This is a genomic window from Geodermatophilus sp. CPCC 205761, from assembly GCF_051383655.1.
Taxonomy (GTDB): domain Bacteria; phylum Actinomycetota; class Actinomycetes; order Mycobacteriales; family Geodermatophilaceae; genus Geodermatophilus.
Genome location: NZ_JALPKQ010000001.1, coordinates 63,036 through 82,643 on the forward strand (window position 1 = coordinate 63,036; position 19,608 = coordinate 82,643).

Genomic DNA, 19,608 nt, shown 5'->3' on the forward strand with positions numbered 1-19,608 from the left:
GCCGTCGGACGTCGGAGTTGTCGGATTCCGGACAATGCAGGGGGTCTCGTGGCCGCGCAACACGTGGATGCCCTCCTGGCGTCGCTCACCGAACTGGGCCGCCGGGTGTTCGGTGCAGCGGCCTGCTCGCTGGCCGTCCTGGAGCCCGACGACGAGCACCTCGTCTTCCGCGCCGCGAGCGGGGCGGGCGCCGACGAGGTCGTCGGGTTGCGGCTGCCGGTGAGCAGGGGCATCGCCGGGTGGGTGGTCTCGTCCGGGCAGCCGATCGCCGTCCACGACGTCCGCGCCGATCCGCGCTTCGCCGTCGACGTCGCGGAGTCCACCGGCTACGTGCCGCGGTCCATCCTCGCCGCGCCGATGACCGCTTCCGGCGAGGCGATCGGCGTGGTCGAGGTGCTCGACCGGCAGGCGGTCGACGGCCGCGACGACATGGACCTGCTCACCCTGTTCGCCGACCAGGCGGCGCTCGCCATCGGCCTGGCGCGGACGTCGCCGACCGCACCGCCCGGAACCGACCCGGCTGCCGTGCTCGCCCAGGTGTCCCGGCTCGGCGCAGCCGAGCAGCGGGTCGTCGTCGGGCTGCTGAGCGAGTTCCTCGCCTACGTGGGACGGCGCGGTGGACCTGCCGGCCTGGTCTGAACCGTTCACCGCCGAGCGGCTGGGGACGGTCCGACCCCTGGGGGTGCCGATCACCCGGGAGTGGGCCTGGGGCGGCTCGACCGGGCGGGGCGTGAAGGTCGCCGTCATCGACAGCGGCGTCGACGGAGGGCACCCGCGCGTCGGCGGGGTCGACGGCGCGGTGGCGCTGGAGTACGACCCGGACGCGCCGGACGACGTCCGCGTCCTCGAGGGGCCGCACGAGGACCTGTTCGGCCACGGCACCGCCTGCGCGGGGGTCATCCGGGGACTGGCCCCCGACTGCGAGATCCACAGCGTCCGGGTCCTCGGACGGCGGCTGACCGGCAAGGGCCTGGTCTTCGCCGCCGGCCTGCGCTGGGCGATCCAGGCCGGGATGGACGTCGTCAACCTCAGCCTGAGCACGTCGCGGCGGGAGTACTTCCCGCTGTTCCACGAGCTGGCCGACGAGGCCTACTTCCGCCGGGTGCTGCTCGTGTCCGCGGTGAACAACACCCCGGCCGCGAGCTACCCGTCGCTCTACTCGTCGGTCTGCTCGGTGGCCGCCCGGCCCGGGCCCGGCCCGGGCTTCGCCTACAACCCCGACCCGCCGGTCGAGTTCGGGGCGGCGGGGGTGGACGTCGACGTCGCCTGGCTCGACGGCGGTGCCATCACGGCGACGGGCAACAGCTTCGCCGCCCCGGTGATCGCGGGCTACGCGGCACTCATCCTCGCCAAGCACCCGGGCCTGACGCCGTTCCAGGTGAAGACCGTCCTGCAGGCGACCGCCGACAACGCCGCCCCGACCGCCTGAGCCGGTGCCGGAGCGGAACGGATGCGTTCCGGCAGGCGCGGGGTCACAGTGCTGTCCTCCGGCACGGAGGCGACATGGCGACGCGGACGTTCCTGTTCGTGGACCAGGTGGGGTGCCCGAGGGGCAGAAGTGGCCACTTCTGCCCCTCGGGGGCGGAGCTCAGACAGTCGGCGGGACCAGGGAGGCGCTGACCAGCGGGGTGCGGTCCCAGGCGCGGTGCAGCCCGAGGGCGCCGACCAGGCCGGCGGCGAGCGCCTTGTCCGACTTCTTGCCGGTGAGCACGCCCGGGGCCTCGACGTCGATGCCCGCGGTCTGGAGCACCTGCACGCCGTCGCCCCACGCGCCGACCGCCTTCAGGTGCCGGAAGGCCTCCTGAAGCATCACCAGCGCGCGGAAGTCGCCGTCCTTCGGGGCGCCGTCGGCCACGACGATCGCGTCGAACTCGATCGACCGGCCGGTGGCGAAGGTCCGCTCGACGATCTCCACGTCCTTGCCGTCGACGAGCTGCCCGCCGTGCGGGGCGATGACCCGCAGCAGCGCGCCCTCCGCCTCGAGCGCCGTCCGCAGCGTGGCGATGCCCTTGAGGTCGGCGCCGGGACCGGCCACCACGCCGACGATCCGGCCGGCGATCGGGAAGGGGGTCGGCGTGATCTGGCGCAGCGCGGGGGACTCGACGGTGGGCCGGACGGGGTCGAGCTCCGGCGCGGGCAGGCCCAGGCCGGTGGCGACCTGGGTGCACAGCTCGGCGTCGATCCGGGCCAGCACGGTCAGCGCCCGCTCCTTGATGCCCTGCTCGTAGCACTTGCCGAGCTCGAAGGTGTAGGCGTCGATGACGTGCTGCTGCTCGACGCCGGTGAGGCTGGCGTAGAACAGCGCCGGCTGCGAGAAGTGGTCGTCGAAGGACGCCGGCGCCGCGCGCACCGCCTCGCCCTGGATCACCCGCGGCACGTTCACGTAGCCGCCCTCGGCCCAGTCGGAGGGGAACGGCGCGCCCGCGTCGACGCTGTTGGGCGTGTACGGCGCCTGCCCGGTGTGGACGGCGTGCTGGTGGAAGCCGTCGCGGGTGTTGTCGTTGACCGGCGCGTGCGGCCGGTTGATCGGGATCTGGGTGAAGTTCGGGCCGCCGAGCCGGGTGAGCTGGGTGTCGAGGTAGGAGAAGTTCCGGCCGGCCAGCAGCGGGTCGTTGGTCGGCTCGATGCCCGGCACCAGGTGCCCGGTGTGGAACGCGACCTGCTCGGTCTCGGCGAAGAAGTTGGTCGGGTTGCCGTTGAGCACCAGCGTGCCGATCACCTGCACCGGCGCGAGCTCCTCCGGGACGATCTTCGTCGGGTCCAGCAGGTCGATGCCCTCGAACGTCTCCTCGGGGGTGTCCGGGAAGACCTGGATGCCGAGGTCCCACTCGGGGAAGGCGCCGGCCTCGATGGCGTCGTACAGGTCGCGGCGGTGGAAGTCGGGGTCGACGCCCGCGGCGATCTGCGCCTCCTCCCAGGTCAGCGAGTGCACGCCCAGCCGGGGCTTCCAGTGGAACTTGACCAGCACGGTCTCCCGGTCGGCGTTGACCAGCCGGAAGGTGTGGACGCCGAAGCCCTCCATCGTGCGGTAGCTGCGCGGGATGCCCCGGTCGCTCATGTTCCAGATCGTGTGGTGGGTGGCCTCGGTGTGGAGGGTGACGAAGTCCCAGAAGGTGTCGTGCGCCGACTGCGCCTGCGGGATCTCCCGGTCCGGGTGCGGCTTGCCGGCGTGGATGATGTCGGGGAACTTGATCGCGTCCTGGATGAAGAAGACCGGGATGTTGTTGCCGACCAGGTCCCAGGTCCCCTCCCGCGTGTAGAACTTCGTCGCGAACCCGCGGGTGTCGCGCACGGTGTCGGCCGACCCGCGCGAGCCCAGCACGGTCGAGAACCGCACGAAGACCGGCGTCTCCAGGCCCTTCTCCGCCAGGACGGCGGCCCGCGTGACCTTGGCGGCCTTCCCGTTGGCGGTGAAGACGCCGTGCGCCCCCGCGCCGCGGGCGTGCACCACGCGCTCCGGGATCCGCTCGTGGTCGAAGTGCATGATCTTCTCGCGCAGGTGGAAGTCCTCGAGGAGGACCGGGCCGCGGGGGCCCGCCTTGAGCGAGTGGTCCGAGTCGGGGATCCGGACGCCGTTGGGCGTGGTGAGCGCGTCGCCGGCCTGTCCCCGCGGGTCGCGGCCCGCCGCCGGGCCCTCGTACACCACCCCCGTGGGGCTGACGGTGGCGGGCGCGGACTGGTCGGGCTGACGTGCGGGGGGCATGGCTTCTCCTGACGGGACTGCGAGTGCGGTACCGGACCGCTACCCGGCGCCCGCCGCGTCACAAACGGACGGCCGCAATCCGGTGGGGCACCGGCGACCCGAGGCGCCCGCCGCGTCACACGGACGGCCGCGCCTCCGCGGGAGCCGGGTCCGCGGTCGTCATGCTGACGCGCGTGATCGAGCTCGACGGCCTCACCAAGGAGTACCGGGACCGGGTCGCCGTCGACGACCTCACCCTCCGCATCGAGCCGGGCCGCGTGACCGGCTTCCTCGGCCCCAACGGCTCGGGCAAGACGACGACGATGCGCTGTGTCCTGGGGCTCACCCGGCCCACCGCCGGGACGGCGACGGTGCTCGGCGTGCCCTACCGGCAGCTGGACCACCCGGCGCGGCGGGTCGGCGCGCTCATCGACGCGCGGGCGTGGCACCCCGGCCGCACCGCCCACGCCCACCTGCTCGCCCTCGCGCAGAGCAACGCGCTGCCCCGGTGGCGGGTCGACGAGGTGATCGAGCTGGTCGGCCTCGGCGCCGTCGCCTTCGAGCGGGTGCGCAGCTTCTCCCTCGGCATGGGGCAGCGGCTCGGCATCGCCGCCGCGCTGCTGGGGGACCCCGACGTCCTGATCCTCGACGAGCCGGTCAACGGGCTGGACCCGGAGGGGATCCGCTGGGTGCGCGAGCTGCTGCGCGGGCTGGCCGCCGAGGGCCGCACGGTGCTGGTGTCCAGTCACCTGATGAGCGAGATGGAGGACACCGCCGACCACCTCGTCGTCCTGGGCCGGGGCCGGCTGCTGGCCGACGTGTCCGTCCCCGACCTGCTGGGCGGGCACGCGGCCGTGCGCGTGCGCAGCCCGCGGGCGCCGCTGCTGTCGGCGGCCCTGCGGCAGGCCGGGGCGCTGGTGTCCCTGGAGGTGGACGGCGCGCTGCGGGTGGAGGGCCTGGACACCGTCGCCGTGGGGGACGTCGCCTTCGCGGCCGGGGTGCGGGTGCACGAGCTGACCGCGGTGACGGTCTCCCTCGAGGCGGCCTACCTGGCCCTCACCGGCGACGAGGTCGAGTACCGGGCGGTGGCCCGGTGAGCCGCGGCGTCCCGTTCCCCGCGCTGCTGCGCAGCGAGTGGACCAAGCTGCGCTCGGTGCGTTCGACGTGGTGGTCCAGCGCGGTCTACGTGGTGGTGGTCGGGGCGTTCAGCTGGCTGGCCGCGGCGGTCACCGACCGGGCGCCGGCGGCGGGCGTCGCCGTCTCCACGGCGCTGACCGGGTTCGGGTTCGGCCAGGTCGTGCTCGTCGTCCTGGGCGTCCTCGTCGGGGCAGGGGAGCACACCACCGGCATGGCGCTCGCCTCGTACGCGGCGGTGCCCCGGCGCACCCGGCTGCAACTGGCCCGGACGGTCGTCGTCGCCGCGCTCGTCGCCGTCCTCTCCGTCGTCCTGGCCGTGGGTTGTGCGCTCGCCGCCCGGCTCCTGACGGTCGTGCCCGGCGGCGTGGACCTCACCGACCCCTCCGTGCTGCGGCCGCTCGGGCTGCAGGTGCTGAGCGCGGTCGCGCTGGTCGTGCTGGGGGTGGCCGTCGGGACGGCGCTCCGCTCGACCGCCGGCGGCGTGGGGGCGTGTCTCCTGCTCGTCCTGGTCCTTCCGGTGCTGCTGGCCGCGGACGGCGGGCCGTGGACCGAGCGGCTCGGTGAGGCCCTGCCGGCGCTGCGGGTCGGCGAGGACGCGTTCCTCGTCGGCGCGTCGACCTGGCCGGTGGGCCTGGTGGTCGTCGGTGCGTGGGCGCTGGGGGCCTGGGCGATCGGCGCCGTGCTGATCGAGCGCCGGGACGTCTGAGGAGGACCCCGCCCCCCTCACGCCTCGCCGGCTCGGCACGAGCCTGCGGGCGGGGCCGCACCGAAGGCGACGGCCCGGAGGTCACCGAACACCGCCGGCGGCTCGGGGGAGGACCACATCTGGTTGGTCAGCAGGATCGCCGTGGCCCCGCTGACCGGATCGGTCCACCAGGAGCCGCCCAGGCCGCCGTCCCAGCCGAAGGACCCGGCGTGCCGGCCGCCCGGCTCGTCGGCCCGGCGGACGCCGATGCCCAGCCCCCAGCCGCCGCCCTCGTCGTCGACCGGGCCGGCCTGCTCGGTGGTCATCGCCCGGACCGCCGCCGCGCTCAGCACGCGGTTCCCGCGCGGCGTGCGGCCGCCCGCGGCGAGCATCCCGGCGAAGGCGGCGAGGTCGTCGACGGTCGCGACCAGCCCGTCGCCGCCGTCGGGGAACGCCGGCGGTCGGGCCCACTGGCCGTCGGCGGGGTCGTAGAGCGCGCGGGTGCCGTCGTCGGACGGCGGGGTCCAGTGCGGACCGAGCCGGCCGCGCGCGTGCTCCGGCACGCCGAACCCGGTGTCGGCCATGCCGAGGGTATCGAGCACCCGCTCGGCCAGCACGTCGGGCAGCGGCCGGCCGGCCACCCGGGCGACGAGGACACCCAGGACGCTCGCGCCGGTGTGGTACAGCCAGCGTTCCCCGGGCTGGTACGCCAGCGGGACGGTGGCCAGCCGGCGCAGCCACTCGTCCGGCTCCGGCGTCGCCTGCGGGTTGGGCGGTCCGGCGGGCAGGCCGGCGTCGCCCAGCGCGGCGACCGTCGGCGACGGCCACGGGGCGGTGAAGTCCAGCCCGAGCCCCAGCCGGAACGTCAGGACGTCGCGGACGGTGATCGCCCGGCGGGCCGGCACGGTCCCCGCCGCCGGATCGGCCGGGTCGGCGAGGACCCGCCGGTCCGCGAGCTCGGGGAGGACGTCGTCCACCGGGTCGTCCAGGACCAGCGTGCCGTCGTCGACCAGCGCCATCGCCGCCGCGGCGACCACGGGCTTGGTGATCGAGGCGATGCGGAACACGGTGTCCGGTCCGATGCGGTCGTCGCCGCCCGGCGTGTGCGCCCCCGCCGCGCCCCGGGCCACCTCGCCGCCTCGGGACACCCACCACGCCGCGCCGGGCACCCCGCCCGCCGCCACGGAGCCGGCCACCACCGCCTCGACGTCCTCCGCCAGCCCCACGCCGCCTCCCCGGTCCGCTCGCTCCCAGGTCCGACCGGCCGGCGGTCCGGGACTCATCGGTCCCGGGCGGCCCGCCGGATCGCCGACAGGTAGCGCGCGGTCGCCAGGCGCTGCACGACGGTGCTCACCGGCCCGCCGAGACGGGCGAGCGGGGAGGCCAGCCGGGCGAAGACCCGCACCGCGAAGACGACCTCGCCGTCCGGCGTGCGGCGGACGAGGAACGCCTCCTCGCCGCTCTCGGGGTGCCCCGGCAGGGTGCCGTAGCCGAAGCCGTGCTCGTCGCCGTCGGTCCGGGCCCACACGACCCGGCAGGGGATGTCGTAGCCCAGCCGCGGCAGGCCGGCGGTGAGGACGACGACCGTGCCGGGTTCGGACGCCGGACCGCTCGCCGCCACCCGCAGCCCGACGCCGCGCTGCGCCCGCCAGTCGAACACCGCGGCCGCGGCGCGCTCGAACACCGCGTCGCCGCGGCCGACGACGACGGACCGCTCGACGTGGTCGTAGCCGGCCGGCAGCTCGGCGTCCCGGGTCGCGCCCACATCGGGATAGGTGAACGGCGCGTCGGCGAGGTCGGCGGGGGAGGTCGCGCGGAGGAGGCCCACGCCCGCAGTCTCCCCGGCCGGGCCGCCGGTAGGGTCGCGGCCACTGTGCTGCCCGCCGTCACCGCCACCCGCTACGTCACCCCGCTGCGCGAGGGTGGCTCGCTGCCGGGGCTCATGGAGGCCGACGACCTGGGCACCTACGTGGTCAAGTGGCGGGCCGCCGGGCAGGGCGTGAAGGTCCTCGTCGCCGAGGTCGTGTGCGGCGAGCTCGCCCGGGCGCTGTCGCTGCCGGTGCCCGCGCTGGTCACCGTCGACGTGGCGCCGGAGCTGGCGGTGGGGGAGCCCGACCCCGAGGTGCAGGAGCTGCTGCAGCGCTCGGCCGGGCGCAACCTCGGCCTGGACTACCTGCCCGGCGCGCTGGACTTCGAGGCCGGCGTCGCGTCGGTGGAGCCGGAGCCGGCCGGCCGGGTGCTCTGGCTCGACGCGCTGATCGGCAACGTCGACCGCTCCTGGCGCAACCCCAACATGCTGTTCTGGCACGGCCGGCTCCAGCTGATCGACCACGGTGCCGCGCTGACGTTCCACCACCACTGGCCCGGCGCCGCGGCCGCGGTTGCGCGGCCCTACGACGCCGCGCAGCACGCGCTGATCGACTGCGCGCCCGACCTGCGGGCGGCCGACGCCGCGCTCGGGCCGCGGGTGACGCCCGAGCTGCTGGCCGGCGTGCTGGCCCAGGTGCCCGACGAGTGGCTGGAGGGTCCCTCCCCGGACGACGCCCCGGACGCCGTCCGCGCCCGCTACGCCGACCAGCTGCTGGCCCGGCTGGCCGCCCGGGACGCCTGGCTGCCGCCGCTGGTGGCCGCCGCGGAGGCCGGAGGGTCGCGCCGCCGGGCGCCGCGGGGCGAGAACCGGCCGTCGTGGCTGGGGCCGCCACCGCCGGAGGGGGTGACCCAGCGATGACCCGGGACACCTTCGAGTACGCCGTCCTGCGGGTCGTGCCGCGGGTCGAGCGGGGGGAGTCGCTGAACGCCGGCGTCCTCGTCTACTGCCGGCAGCGGGACTACCTCGGCTCGCGGGTGCACCTCGACGTCGACCGGCTGCACGCCCTGGACCCGACCGCCGACGCCCGGGCCATCCGGCGGGCGCTGCAGGTGGCCGCCGACGTCTGCGCGGCCGACCCCGGGGTGGGCGCGGCCGGCCGGGAGGCGCTGGGGTCGCGGTTCCGCTGGCTGACCGCGCCGCGCAGCACCGTCGTCCAGCCGGGCCCGGTGCACACGGGGCTCACCGAGGACCCCGATGCCGAGGCGGACCGGCTGCTGCGCCTCCTGGTGCTGCCCGTCGCCGGCTGACCGGGACGGGTGAACGGCGGGTGGCCACCGGGTTCACCGGTCGGCCGCCCGGCGGCCACGGCGCCGTCGATCCGGCTCCCTAGCGTCCGCGGCGGTCCACCGCCGAATCCCAGGAGCATCCTCCGTGACGCTGACGTCCGACCCCGCCCGCCCCGACGCCGTCGACCCCGACGACCTGCCGTCCAACCCGACCAGCAGCACCCCGCTGTCGGACCTCGTGACGGCGCGGGTCTCCCGCCGAGCCGTGCTCACCGGCGGTGTGCTCGCCGCCGCCGGATTCCTGACGACGAGCCTGGTCGCGCCCCCGGCGGCGCAGGCCGCGCCCGGCCGCGGTGCCGGGCGGGCGCTGCTCGGCTTCGCCCCGATCGGGCCGAGCACCGACGACGTGGTGCACGTGCCCGCCGGCTACACCGCGCGGGTGCTGATCCCGTGGGGCACGCCGATCACCGGTGCGCACCCGGCGTTCGTCCCCGGGACCCCCGGCGAGCCCGGCGGCAACGCGTCGGGCAACACCGCCGCCCAGCAGGCCGAGCAGGTGGGCATGCACCACGACGGGATGACGTACTTCCCGCTGGAGTCGGGGCGCCGGGGCGACGAGCGCGGCCTGCTCGTGCTCAACCACGAGTACACCGACGAGTTCTACCTGCACACCGGGAGCTACACCGCCGGCTACAAGCCGATCACCGCTGAGGGCGTGCACAAGTCGCAGGCCGCGCACGGCGTCTCCGTGGTGGAGATCGAGCGCGGCCGCTCCGGCGAGTGGGCCCCGGTGCGGTCCGCCCGCAACCGCCGGATCACCGCCACGTCGCCGATGGCCTTCTCCGGGCCCGCCGCCGGGCACCCGCTGTTGCGCACCGGCGCCGACCCGCAGGGCAGCACCCCGCTGGGCACGATCAACAACTGCGGCAACGGCGAGACCCCGTGGGGGACGTACCTGACCTGCGAGGAGAACTTCAACGGGTACTTCCGGGTCGACGGCCCGCTCGCCCCGGCCGACGCCGCGCGCGTGTCGCGGTACGGGGTGGGCGGCGACCGCAACGGCTGGGCGGCGCACGACCCCCGCTTCGTCCTGACCGCCGGCGACCCGAACGAGCCCAACCGGTTCGGCTGGGTCGTCGAGATCGACCCGTTCGACCCGTGGTCGACGCCGGTCAAGCGGACCGCCCTGGGCCGGCTGAAGCACGAGGACGCCACCGTCCACGTGACCAGGGGCGGCCGGGTCGTCGTCTACATGGGCGACGACCAGGTGTTCGAGTACCTCTACAAGTTCGTCAGCGCCGACAACTGGAGGTCGATGCGGGCCCGCCGCCGCAGCCCCCTCGACGAGGGCACGCTGTACGTCGCGCGCTTCGACGCCGACGGCCGAGGCACCTGGATCCCGCTGGTGCACGGGCAGGGTCCGCTGACGGCGGACAACGGCTTCGCCGACCAGGGCGCGGTGCTGGTGGACACCCGGCAGGCGGCGACGCTGGTCGGGGCGACGCCGATGGACCGGCCGGAGTGGACCGCTGTCGACCCCCGCACGGGCACCGCCTACCTGACCCTCACCAACAACACCGAGCGCACCGAGACCGACGCCGCCAACCCGCGGACGGCCAACCGGTGGGGGCACATCATCCGGTGGGACGAGGACGGCGGCGACCACGCGGCGACCGGTTTCACCTGGGACGTCTTCCTGCTCGCCGGCCCGGGAGGCGGCGTCGAGGGCTCCACGATCGCCGCCGAGGACGCCTTCGGCTCGCCCGACGGGCTGTGGCTGGACCCCGACAGCCGGGCGTGGATCCAGACCGACGGCACCCAGCCCGGCTCGGCCAACAACCAGATGCTCGCGGCCGACCCCACGCGCACCGACGTCACGGGAGCGCCGGAGGTGCGCCGGTTCCTGACCGGGCCGAAGCAGTGCGAGATCACCGGCATCGCGATGACCCCGGACCAGCGCACGCTGTTCGTCAACGTGCAGCACCCAGGGGAGAACGGGCAGAGCGCCTGGCCCGCGGAGGACGGCGTCGCCACGCCGCGCTCGGCCACCGTCGTCGTCACCAAGGACGACGGCGGCGTGATCGGCACCTGACGGCCCGCTGCGCCGCTCACGGCGCCGTGACCACCGGGCGCGGGTCACGGCGCCGTGCTGTCGGAGGCCGGGTGCAGGCCTGCGGCATGGAGATCGCCGCCGTGGCCGTGAGCGCCACCGACCTGCCCCGCGCCGTCGCCTTCTACGAGCTGCTCGGTTTCCGCTTCCCGCCGCTCGAGCCGGACTCGGCGCACGTGGAGGCCGAGGCCGGCATCCGCCTCATGATCGACACCGCCACCCTCCTCGAGGGCCTGCACGGCGAACCCCCGCGGCCGGGGAACACCGCCGCCTTCGCGCTGCTGTTCGGCTCGCCCGCCGAGGTGGACGACGCGGTCGGCCGGGTGTCGGCGGCCGGGCGGACCGTCGTGGACGAGCCCTTCGACGCCCCCTGGGGCCAGCGCTACGCGACCGTGGCCGACCCCGACGGGTACCGCATCGACCTGTTCTGTCCCCTGCCGGGGTGAGGGTCAGCCGGGCAGGAGCTCGTCGATCCGGCGGGCGAGCTGCAGGTCCAGTTCGGTGACCCCGCCCGCGGAGTGGGTCGCCAGCGTGAGGTGCAGCGTGCGCCAGCGCAGGTCGACGTCGGGGTGGTGGTCCAGCTCCTCGGCCACGAACCCGATGCGGACGATCGCGGCGACGGCGTCCGGGAAGCCCGCGGTCTCGACGCTGCGGTGCAGTCCCTCGCCGTCCCCCGACCACAGCGGCAGCCCGGACAGGGCGGCGGCGATCTCGTCGGGGGACAGGCGGGGAGGCGGGGCCACGGCGGTGAGTCTGCCGCCTCGAACGGCCGCGTTCCAGGGTGCCGCGGCGCGGCCCCGTCCCGAGGCTCGCCATGAGCTCGCGAAGGGTGAGGAGGACGGGGTCCTTCGATCGTGGGGTGGAACGGGGTCCTTCGTCAGACGTGCAGGCCGCACTCGGTCTTGCCGATGCCCGCCCAACGGCCCGCGCGCGGGTCCTCGCCCGGGGCCACCGGCCGCGTGCAGGGCGCACAGCCGATGGACGCGTAGCCGATCTCCTGCAGCGGGTTGACCGGCACCTGGTGCTCGGTGATGTAGGCGTCGACGTCGTCCTGCGTCCACGCGGCGAGCGGGTTGACCTTCACCATGCCGCGCTTGTCGTCCCAGTCGACCAGCCGGGTGCCGGCGCGGGTCGGCGACTCGTCCCGGCGCACGCCCGAACCCCAGGCCACGTAGCCGGCCAGCGCCTTCGCCAGCGGCGTGACCTTGCGCAGCGAGCAGCACAGGTCGGGGTCGCGCTCGTGCAGCCGCGGGCCGTACTGGGCGTCCTGCTCGGCGACCGTCTGCGGCGGCTTCACGTCGACCAGCGTGATCGGCATGACCGCGCTGACCCAGTCGCGGGTGCCGATCGTCTCGGCGAAGTGGTACCCGGTGTCGAGGAAGACGACGTTCACCCCGGGCACCGCCCGGGAGGCCAGGTGGGCGAGCAGCCCGTCGGCCATGGACGACGTGACGGCGAACTCGTCCCCGAAGGTGTCCCCGGCCCACGCCAGCACGGCGAGCGCCTGCTCGACCGGGTCGGCGATGCCCTCGAACAGGGCGTCGGCCTCGGCGGCGAGTTCTGGCGTGGCACGTACGGCGGTCGTCATGGGTGCTGCACTCCTGTTCCGGTCAACCGGACGGCGAAGGTCCGCAGGCAGGCGGCGCAGTGCCACTCGCCCCCGTCCCCGTGCGGGGTCAGTTCCTCGTCCCCGCAGTACGGGCAGCAGAACACCGGGAGCTGCCGGACCCTTCCCGCCGTCGGCTCGTCGTCCATGTCAGAGCAGCCAGGCTTCCTCGGCGCGGGCGACGTACGAGGCGAAGGTCTCACCGGGCGCCCGGCGGTCCAGGTAGCCGCGCAGCACCCGCTCGCAGTAGTCCGCGGTCTCCGCCTTGGTCACCTTGTGCCCGCGGAACTTGCGCCCGAAGGCGGCCTCGATCCCCAGGTGCCCGCCCAGGTGCACCTGGAAGCCCTCGACCATCTCGCCGCTGTCGTCGCGCACCATCGACCCCTTGAAGCCGATGTCGGCCGTCTGGAACCGGGCGCAGCTGTTCGGGCAGCCGTTGACGTTGATCGTGATGGACTCGTCGAAGTCCGGCAGCCGCTTCTCCAGCTCGCCGTAGAGCTCCTGGGCGTGCTGCTTGGTCTCGACGATGGCCAGCTTGCAGAACTCCAGGCCGGTGCACGCCATCGTGCCGCGGCGGAACGCACTCGGCCGGACCTGCAGGTCGAGGTGGTCCAACGCCGAGATCAGGCCCTCCACCCGCTCGTCGGGGACGTCGAGGACGACCAGCTTCTGCTGCGCGGTGGCGCGGATCCGGCCCCGGCCGTGCTCGTCGGCCAGGTCGGCGACCCGGGTCAGCAGCGTGCCGCTGATCCGGCCGGTGCGCAGCGCGAAGCCGAGCGCGTTGGCGCCGTCCTTCTGCTTCATGACGCCGACGTGGTCGCGCTGGTCGTGCCGGGCCGGCTCCGGCGCCGGGCCGTCGGGCAGCTCGTGGTGGAGGTACTCGTCCTCCAGCACCTGGCGGAACTTCTCCGGGCCCCAGTCGGCCATGAGGAACTTCATCCGCGCGTGGTTGCGCTGCCGGCGGTAGCCGTAGTCACGGAAGATCGAGGTGACCGCGGCCCACACGTCGGTGACCTGGTCGGGCCGGACGAAGACGCCGATCCGCTCGGCCAGCTTCGGGTTGGTGGACAGCCCGCCGCCCACCCAGAGGTCGTAGCCGGCCTGGCCGTAGTCGTCGAGGACGCCGACGAAGGAGACGTCGTTGATCTCGTGGTTCGTGCAGTGGTCGGCGCACCCCGACATGGACGTCTTCCACTTGCGCGGCAGGTTGCTGAACTCCGGGCTGCCGACGTACTTGGCGACCGTCTTCGCGAGCACGTCGGTCGCGTCGACGACCTCCTCCTCGAGGAGGCCGGCCAGCGGGCAGTTGAGCATGACGCGCGGGGTGTCGCCGCACGCCTCCGTCGTCGACAGCCCGACGGCCTCGAGCCGCCGCCAGATCTCGGGGACGTCCTCGATGCGGATCCAGTGCAGCTGCACGTTCTGCCGGTCGGTCACGTCGGCGACGTCGCGGCCGAACTCCGTGCTGATGCCGGCGATCGTCCGGAGCTGGTCGCTGGTCAGCGCGCCGCCGTCGATGCGCACGCGCAGCATGAAGTAGGAGTCCTCGAGCTCCTCCGGCTCGAGGACGGCGGTCTTCCCGCCGGGGATGCCCTGGGCGCGCTGGGTGTAGAGGCCCATCCAGCGCATCCGGCCGCGCAGGTCGCTGGGGTCGATGCCGTCGAAGCCGGTCTTCGAGTAGATGTCGAGGATCCGCTGGCGGACCGTGAGGCCGTCGGCGTCCTTCTTCATCCGCTCGTTGGGGTTGAGCGGCTCACGGTAGCCCAGTGCCCACTGGCCCTGGCCGCGCTGGGGCCGGTTGCTGGTCCGGGTCGGGCCGGAGCCGGTAGAGGGAGTCACGAGGGCACTTCCTTCTGCGCCGCCCGTCCGGCGCCATACCGGGACGGAGTGGGCGCTGCCAGATCGGAGGGCGCAGCGGAGCTGCGCGGGGGAACCGGGGGTCAGCGCGCGGGGCGACAGACCGCGCTGCTGACCAGCGCCAGATCGATGTGACGGCGCGCGACGAGGAACTGCCCGCGATCGGTCACGCCCTCCATCGTCCCACACGTGGCCAGGGCCGCCGAGTGGAACTCCGACCGTGCCCGCCGGGACCTTCTCTCGGGGTGGCCGGGCGGCGTCACGCGACGGACGCCGGCCGCCCGTCCATCGCCTCCCGGATGCGGGCCACGGACTCCGCGAGCGGCGTCACCGAGGTGTCGATGACCAGCTCGGCGCGGACCGGCGGCTCGTACGGGTCGTCGATGCCGGTGAAGCCGGGGATCTCCCCGGCGCGGGCCCGGGCGTACAGGCCCTTGACGTCGCGGCGCTCGCAGACCTCGATCGGGGTCGACAGGTGGACCAGCACGAAGCGGCCGTGCCGTTCGACCAGCGCGCGGGCCTCCTCGCGGGCGTTCTCATAGGGGGCGATCGCCGCGACGACGACCGTTCCGCCGTGCTTGACCACCTCGCCGGCGACGAAGCCGATGCGGCGGATGTTGAGGTCGCGGTCCTCGCGGGAGAACGAGAGCTCGCTGGAGAGGTGGGTGCGCACCACGTCGCCGTCCAGGACGGTGACCGGCCGGCCGTCGTCCTCCAGGGACGCCACCAGGGCGTCGGCGATCGTGGACTTCCCGGCACCGGACAGCCCCGTGAGGAACACGGTGACGCCCTGCCGCTGCGTGCCTGCCATGCCCGCCAGTCTCGCCCAGGCCGTCCGGCCGCCCGCCACCCGCCCCTCAGCGCGACGGTTCGTCGCCGAAGGAGCGCCAGGCCTCCTCGAGCGCGGTCAGCTCCGCGACGGCGGCCGGCAGCTTGCCCGCAGCCACGTCGGCAAGGGTGACCTCCTCCAGCACCCGCCGGTAGGCCTCCCGCGCGGCCACCCAGACGTCGGCCAGCGGGGCGGCGGCACCCGGGTACTCGACGTCCTCGGGGCGCTCCCCGTGCACCTCGGCGAGGAAGCCCTGCTCGATCCGCATGACCCGGGCGATCGAGACCTCCTCCGGCGGGAGCGCCAGCCGGTAGCCGCCCTCCCGGCCGCGCTGGCTGGTCACCAGCCGGGCGTGCTGCAGGTCGCCGAGGATGGACTGCAGGAAGCGCGAGGGGATGCCCTGCGCGGTCGCGATGCGGTCGCAGGTGAGCGCGCCGGGCGCCGCGGCCGCGAGCTCGACGGCGGCGCGGACGGCGTAGTCGACCCGGGCAGTGATGCGCACGGGGGTCATCCTGCCGTGGGATGGGCCGGCGGACCCGGTCTGGGACCCTGATCGGGTGTCCCAGCTGCGTTTCACCACGCTGGTCGAGGCGCCGCTGACGGTGGCTTTCGACGTCGCGCGCGCCCTCGGCCGGCCGTGGCCGGTGCCGCTGGAGGAGGTCGTGTCGGTGCGGCCGGCGCGGGACGTCTATGCGGTCGGGCCCGGTCGCGGCTGGCGCTGGCTGACCCACTCCCGCCGGTTCACCCCCACCGGCGCCGGCACCCTCGTCGACGAGCAGGTGGACTGGTCGACCTCGCTGCCGGCCCCGCTGGACCGGGTGCTCGACCGCCTGCTGCGCCGCCGCATCCTGCGGGCCATGCGGGCGCACCTGGACGCCTACTCCGCGGCGGCGGCCCGGCGCGCGCTCGACGTCGTCCAGGTGGTCGGCGCCGCGATGGTCGACGGCGACCGCGTGCTCGTGGCGCAGCGGTCGGGTGGGCCGTACGACGGCTGCTGGGAGTTCCCCGGCGGCAAGGTCGAGCCGGGGGAGGACGACCTGACCGCCCTCGTGCGCGAGATCGGGGAGGAGCTCGGCGTCGTCGTCGCCCCGCAGGCGTTCCTCGGGGAGGTCGTGCTGGACGGCGTCGTGGCCGGCGGGCTGCCCGGCGCCTCGACGCTGCGGGTGTGGTGGGCGCGGATCGTCGACGGGGCGGAGCTGACCGCGCTCGAGCACGCCGAGCTGCGGTGGCTGCCCGCCGACGAGCTGGACGCGCTGGACTGGATCCCCGCCGACCGCCCCCTCCTCCCCGCCGTCCGCTCCCTCCTCACCCGCCTCTGACCCGCCTCCGTCGGTTTCCGCGGAAAGCGACGGCACGACCCCCGGCGGTTTCCGCGGAAATCTCCGGGGCGGACGGCGGCCTGTGGACAACTCCCCGAGCACGCCATCAGGTCGGCGAGCATCCGCGGATGCTGCTGCGATCGCTGGGCCTGCACGGTGTGTTCCTCGGGTCCCACGCCGTCGGGGAGGGAGCGCTCTCCCAGAGACAGCTGCGAGAGGGGCCGTACGTCCGCGTGCTCCACGGCGTCTATGCCGACCCGTCCCTCCCGCGGGACCACCTGCTGCGCTGCCGGGCGGCCGCGCTGCTCATGCCAGCGGGAGCGGCACTGGGTGGGAGGTCCGCGGCGGCGGTCCTGGGTGCGCCGGCGCCGTCCTACGGCGACCCGGTCACCGTCGTCCTGCCCGCTCCGCTCAAGTGGGCAGGCCCCAGAGGCGTCCGGGTGCACCGGACCGACCTCGAGACCGAGGACATCGGTCGCGGCGTGGACGATCTGCCGGTCACGTCCCCGTTGAGGACCGCCTGGGACCTCGCGGTGCTGGAGACGGTGCCGACAGCCGTTGGCGTCCTGGATGCGATGGTGCGCAGCGGTCAGGTGACCACGGAACAGTTGCTCGGCCTGATCGACCGGAGCACCGGCCGATGGGGGCTCCGGCGAGTCCAGCGCGCTGTCGACCACGTCGACGGACGCAGTGAGTCACCGCCGGAGTCGTGGGTGCGGGTGGCCTGTGCTCAAGCGGGACTGCCCGCCCCGGTCCCGCAGTACGTCGTCGTCGAGGACGGGGACTTCCTGGGCAAGGTCGACCTCGCGTGGCCGGAGGCCCGGCTGGTCGTCGAGTACGAGGGCGAACACCACTTCGACGAGCTGCAGATCCGACGCGACGACCGCCGGTACGAGCGGCTGGTCGCTGCGGGATGGCGCGTCATCCGTCTGTCGGCGGCGGACCTGCGCGACCTGGAGGCCGTCGTCCGTCGGATCGCCGAGGCGCTGGGTGTGACGGCTCGGGTCGGCTGAGCCGGACCGGCGGTTTCCGCGGAAACCGCCGGGGCCGGCGGCGGGCGCCGGCCGGGTGGCGCGGCGCCCGTCGGCCGTGCGTCCGGGGCTGTGGTTACTTGAAGACGTCCTTGACCTTCTCGCCGGCCTGCTTGAGGTTGCCCGACGCCTGGTCGGCCTTGCCCTCGGCGCGCAGGTCCGGGTCGTCGGTCGCGTTGCCGACCGCCTCCTTGCCCTTCCCGGACAGTTCCTCGGCCTTGTTCTTCATCTTGTCCATGCCGCTCATGCCGGGACTCCTCTCGCTCGGTTCGGGTGGGAGACGTACCCCGGCGGGGCTGACCCGACACCCTGCCGCAACACTTGCGGCCGAACAGGGTCTGCGCCGCAACCCGTACGGCTCCTGACCGGTCGGCTGGCCGCGAGGAGGAGTCCACCCTGTGGGATCCTGAGCCGAGGTCACAAGTCGGTGACGGTCGTGGACGCTCCTCGCGGCGCGCGCCTAACGTCCCCCGTCGTACCGACGAGACTCCGGTACCTGTCCGCAGGTCCACCAGCCGTCCGGCCCATGGCGCCGGGCAGCTGGGAGAACCCGTCCATTCCCCCCGCACCGCGGGACGAGGGAGGCATTGCACGTGAAGTTGAGCAAGCACTCTGCTGCGCTCATCTCGACCGGCCTCGCCGGTCTGATGGTCTTGTCCGCCTGTGGCGGCGGTGACGACGAGGGGGAGGGTGGCGCCAGCGACGGTGCCGGCACCTTCAGCATCTACACCGGCGAGCCCGAGAACCCGCCGGTCCCCGGCAACACCACCGAGCAGAACGGCGACCGCATCGTCAACGCCCTGTGGACCGGCCTCGTGAAGTTCACGCCGGAGGGCGAGATCGACTTCTCCGGCGTCGCGGAGTCGATCGAGTCCGACGACAACGTCAACTGGACCATCACGCTCAAGGACGGCTGGACCTTCCACGACGGGACGGCGGTCGACGCCGAGTCCTTCGTCGACGCCTGGAACTACACCGCCAACCCGGCGAACGCCCAGGACGGCGGCTCCTACCTGTCCCGCATCGCCGGGTTCCAGGAGCTGCAGGACGGCGCCGCGACCGAGCTGAGCGGGTTGACGGTCGTCGACGAGCGCACCTTCACCGTGCAGCTGAGCGCGCCCTTCGCGCTGTTCCCGGCGGTCGTGGGCTACAACTCGTTCTACCCGTTGCCGGACGCGTTCTTCGAGGACCCGGAGGCCTTCGGCAACCGCCCGATCGGCAACGGGCCGTTCCAGGCCGATGGCGACTTCGTCCCCGGCGAGGGCATCACCCTGACCCGGTACGACGACTACGCCGGCGAGGACGCCGCGGAGTCCGGTGGCGTGGAGTTCGTCATCTACGCGGAGCAGGACACCGCCTACACCGACGCCCAGGACGGCAACGTCGACATCGTCGACGTCATCCCGCCGGACGTCATCGAGAGCGCGGAGCAGGAGTTCGGCGACCGGTTCATCGAGACCGAGTCCTCCCAGATCACCTACCTCGGCATGCCGACCTACGACCCGCGGTTCTCCGACCCGCGGGTGCGGCAGGCCCTCTCGATGGCCGTCGACCGCGAGGCGATCTCCGAGGCCATCTTCGCCGGTACCCGCGCGCCGGCGGACTCCTTCATCCCGCCGGTCCTCGACGGCTACCGGTCCGGCTCGTGCACCTACTGCATCCTGGACGTCGAGCGGGCCAACCAGCTGCTCGACGAGGCGGGCTTCGACCGCAGCCAGCCGGTCAACCTGTGGTTCAACTCCGGCTCCGGGCACGACGCCTGGATGGAGGCGGTCGGCAACCAGCTCCGGCAGAACCTCGACGTGGAGTTCACGCTGCAGGGCCAGCTGGACTTCGCCGAGTACCTGCCGCTCGGCGAGCAGAAGGGCTTCACCGGCCCGTACCGCTACGCGTGGAGCTTCGACTACCCGGCCGCGGAGGGTTACCTGACCCCGCTGTTCACGGCCGCGTCCTTCCCGCCCATCGGGTCGAACTACAGCTTCTACGACAACCCGCAGGTCAACCAGGCCATCGCGCAGGGTGACCAGGCGTCGGACGAGGCGGCGGCGATCGAGTCCTACCAGGCGGCGGAGGACATCATCGCCGAGGACATGCCGATGGTCCCGATGTTCTTCACCGAGATCCAGTCGGTGCACACGGAGAACGTCTCCAACGTCCGGCTGGACCTGTTCCAGCGGGTCGTGCTCTCCGAGGTCACCGTCAACTGACCCCTGAGGGCCCGCACCACCCGCCGGGGGCGCCCGTCCGCGAGGACGG

General features: G+C 74.1%; 20 protein-coding genes. 11 read left to right on the plus strand and 9 right to left on the minus strand.

Annotation, left to right across the window (positions count from 1 at the left end; all coding sequences use genetic code 11):
• Positions 1 to 48 precede the first annotated feature (48 nt).
• Both MY526_RS00300 and MY526_RS00305 read left to right on the plus strand, forming a co-directional pair.
• The gene (locus tag MY526_RS00300; protein WP_436702941.1) at positions 49 to 639 is read left to right on the plus strand and encodes a GAF domain-containing protein; all 591 of its coding nucleotides are present in this window, start codon (positions 49 to 51) and stop codon (positions 637 to 639) included.
• The gene (locus tag MY526_RS00305) at positions 617 to 1,429 is read left to right on the plus strand and encodes a S8 family serine peptidase (protein ID WP_436689789.1); all 813 of its coding nucleotides are present in this window, start codon (positions 617 to 619) and stop codon (positions 1,427 to 1,429) included. Before MY526_RS00300 ends, MY526_RS00305 begins: the two co-directional genes overlap by 23 nt.
• A gap of 159 nt (positions 1,430 to 1,588) precedes the next feature.
• Here the strand turns inward: MY526_RS00305 and MY526_RS00310 are convergent, their stop codons facing one another.
• Positions 1,589 to 3,703, minus strand: a complete 2,115-nt coding sequence (locus MY526_RS00310; protein ID WP_436702943.1) for a catalase — start codon at positions 3,701 to 3,703, stop codon at positions 1,589 to 1,591.
• A gap of 173 nt (positions 3,704 to 3,876) precedes the next feature.
• On the opposite strand from MY526_RS00310, the gene MY526_RS00315 reads away from it, so the two are divergent.
• Both MY526_RS00315 and MY526_RS00320 read left to right on the plus strand, forming a co-directional pair.
• A complete protein-coding gene (locus MY526_RS00315) occupies positions 3,877 to 4,779 on the plus strand; it encodes an ATP-binding cassette domain-containing protein (protein ID WP_436702945.1) in 903 nt (300 codons plus the stop codon).
• Positions 4,776 to 5,525: an ABC transporter permease gene (locus MY526_RS00320; RefSeq protein ID WP_436702947.1), complete on the plus strand. Its 750-nt coding sequence runs from the start codon at positions 4,776 to 4,778 to the stop codon at positions 5,523 to 5,525. The genes MY526_RS00315 and MY526_RS00320 overlap by 4 nt, the downstream gene beginning before the upstream one ends.
• A 17-nt stretch (positions 5,526 to 5,542) precedes the next feature.
• Here the strand turns inward: MY526_RS00320 and MY526_RS00325 are convergent, their stop codons facing one another.
• The gene (locus tag MY526_RS00325; RefSeq protein ID WP_436702949.1) at positions 5,543 to 6,730 is read right to left on the minus strand and encodes a serine hydrolase domain-containing protein; all 1,188 of its coding nucleotides are present in this window, start codon (positions 6,728 to 6,730) and stop codon (positions 5,543 to 5,545) included.
• A gap of 53 nt (positions 6,731 to 6,783) precedes the next feature.
• Positions 6,784 to 7,332: a DUF1990 family protein gene (locus tag MY526_RS00330; protein WP_436689798.1), complete on the minus strand. Its 549-nt coding sequence runs from the start codon at positions 7,330 to 7,332 to the stop codon at positions 6,784 to 6,786.
• Positions 7,333 to 7,377: 45 nt separating this feature from the next.
• Between MY526_RS00330 and MY526_RS00335 the strand changes: the two genes are divergently transcribed.
• The 4 genes from MY526_RS00335 (at position 7,378) to MY526_RS00350 (ending at position 11,156) form a co-directional block, all read left to right on the plus strand.
• Positions 7,378 to 8,232, plus strand: coding sequence for a HipA family kinase (locus tag MY526_RS00335; RefSeq protein WP_436689800.1), 855 nt, complete (start codon positions 7,378 to 7,380; stop codon positions 8,230 to 8,232).
• Positions 8,229 to 8,621 carry a DUF3037 domain-containing protein gene (locus MY526_RS00340; protein WP_436702950.1) on the plus strand — a complete coding sequence of 131 codons (393 nt, stop codon included), beginning with the start codon at positions 8,229 to 8,231 and terminating at the stop codon, positions 8,619 to 8,621. Before MY526_RS00335 ends, MY526_RS00340 begins: the two co-directional genes overlap by 4 nt.
• A 124-nt stretch (positions 8,622 to 8,745) precedes the next feature.
• Entirely contained in the window at positions 8,746 to 10,692 is a 1,947-nt protein-coding gene (locus MY526_RS00345) for a PhoX family protein (protein WP_436689804.1), read from the plus strand.
• Between the two features lie 86 nt (positions 10,693 to 10,778).
• The gene (locus MY526_RS00350; protein WP_436689806.1) at positions 10,779 to 11,156 is read left to right on the plus strand and encodes a VOC family protein; all 378 of its coding nucleotides are present in this window, start codon (positions 10,779 to 10,781) and stop codon (positions 11,154 to 11,156) included.
• A gap of 3 nt (positions 11,157 to 11,159) precedes the next feature.
• Here MY526_RS00350 and MY526_RS00355 read toward each other — a convergent pair whose 3' ends face one another.
• The 5 genes from MY526_RS00355 to MY526_RS00375 form a co-directional block, all read right to left on the minus strand.
• The gene (locus MY526_RS00355; RefSeq protein ID WP_436689808.1) at positions 11,160 to 11,453 is read right to left on the minus strand and encodes a 4a-hydroxytetrahydrobiopterin dehydratase; all 294 of its coding nucleotides are present in this window, start codon (positions 11,451 to 11,453) and stop codon (positions 11,160 to 11,162) included.
• 134 nt (positions 11,454 to 11,587) lie between these two features.
• Entirely contained in the window at positions 11,588 to 12,298 is a 711-nt protein-coding gene (locus tag MY526_RS00360) for a phosphoadenylyl-sulfate reductase (protein WP_436689810.1), read from the minus strand.
• Positions 12,299 to 12,466: 168 nt separating this feature from the next.
• A complete protein-coding gene (locus MY526_RS00365; RefSeq protein ID WP_436702952.1) occupies positions 12,467 to 14,155 on the minus strand; it encodes a nitrite/sulfite reductase in 1,689 nt (562 codons plus the stop codon).
• Between the two features lie 277 nt (positions 14,156 to 14,432).
• The gene (gene cysC, locus MY526_RS00370) at positions 14,433 to 14,984 is read right to left on the minus strand and encodes an adenylyl-sulfate kinase (RefSeq protein WP_436689814.1); all 552 of its coding nucleotides are present in this window, start codon (positions 14,982 to 14,984) and stop codon (positions 14,433 to 14,435) included.
• 46 nt (positions 14,985 to 15,030) lie between these two features.
• Positions 15,031 to 15,513 carry an RrF2 family transcriptional regulator gene (locus MY526_RS00375; RefSeq protein WP_436689816.1) on the minus strand — a complete coding sequence of 161 codons (483 nt, stop codon included), beginning with the start codon at positions 15,511 to 15,513 and terminating at the stop codon, positions 15,031 to 15,033.
• Positions 15,514 to 15,559: 46 nt separating this feature from the next.
• On the opposite strand from MY526_RS00375, the gene MY526_RS00380 reads away from it, so the two are divergent.
• Positions 15,560 to 16,321, plus strand: coding sequence for a (deoxy)nucleoside triphosphate pyrophosphohydrolase (locus MY526_RS00380; protein WP_436689818.1), 762 nt, complete (start codon positions 15,560 to 15,562; stop codon positions 16,319 to 16,321).
• A gap of 128 nt (positions 16,322 to 16,449) precedes the next feature.
• The gene (locus tag MY526_RS00385) at positions 16,450 to 17,334 is read left to right on the plus strand and encodes a DUF559 domain-containing protein (protein WP_436689820.1); all 885 of its coding nucleotides are present in this window, start codon (positions 16,450 to 16,452) and stop codon (positions 17,332 to 17,334) included.
• Between the two features lie 94 nt (positions 17,335 to 17,428).
• Here MY526_RS00385 and MY526_RS00390 read toward each other — a convergent pair whose 3' ends face one another.
• Positions 17,429 to 17,599, minus strand: coding sequence for a CsbD family protein (locus MY526_RS00390; protein ID WP_436689822.1), 171 nt, complete (start codon positions 17,597 to 17,599; stop codon positions 17,429 to 17,431).
• 346 nt (positions 17,600 to 17,945) lie between these two features.
• Between MY526_RS00390 and MY526_RS00395 the strand changes: the two genes are divergently transcribed.
• Entirely contained in the window at positions 17,946 to 19,559 is a 1,614-nt protein-coding gene (locus tag MY526_RS00395) for a peptide ABC transporter substrate-binding protein (RefSeq protein ID WP_436702953.1), read from the plus strand.
• Positions 19,560 to 19,608: the final 49 nt, after the last annotated feature.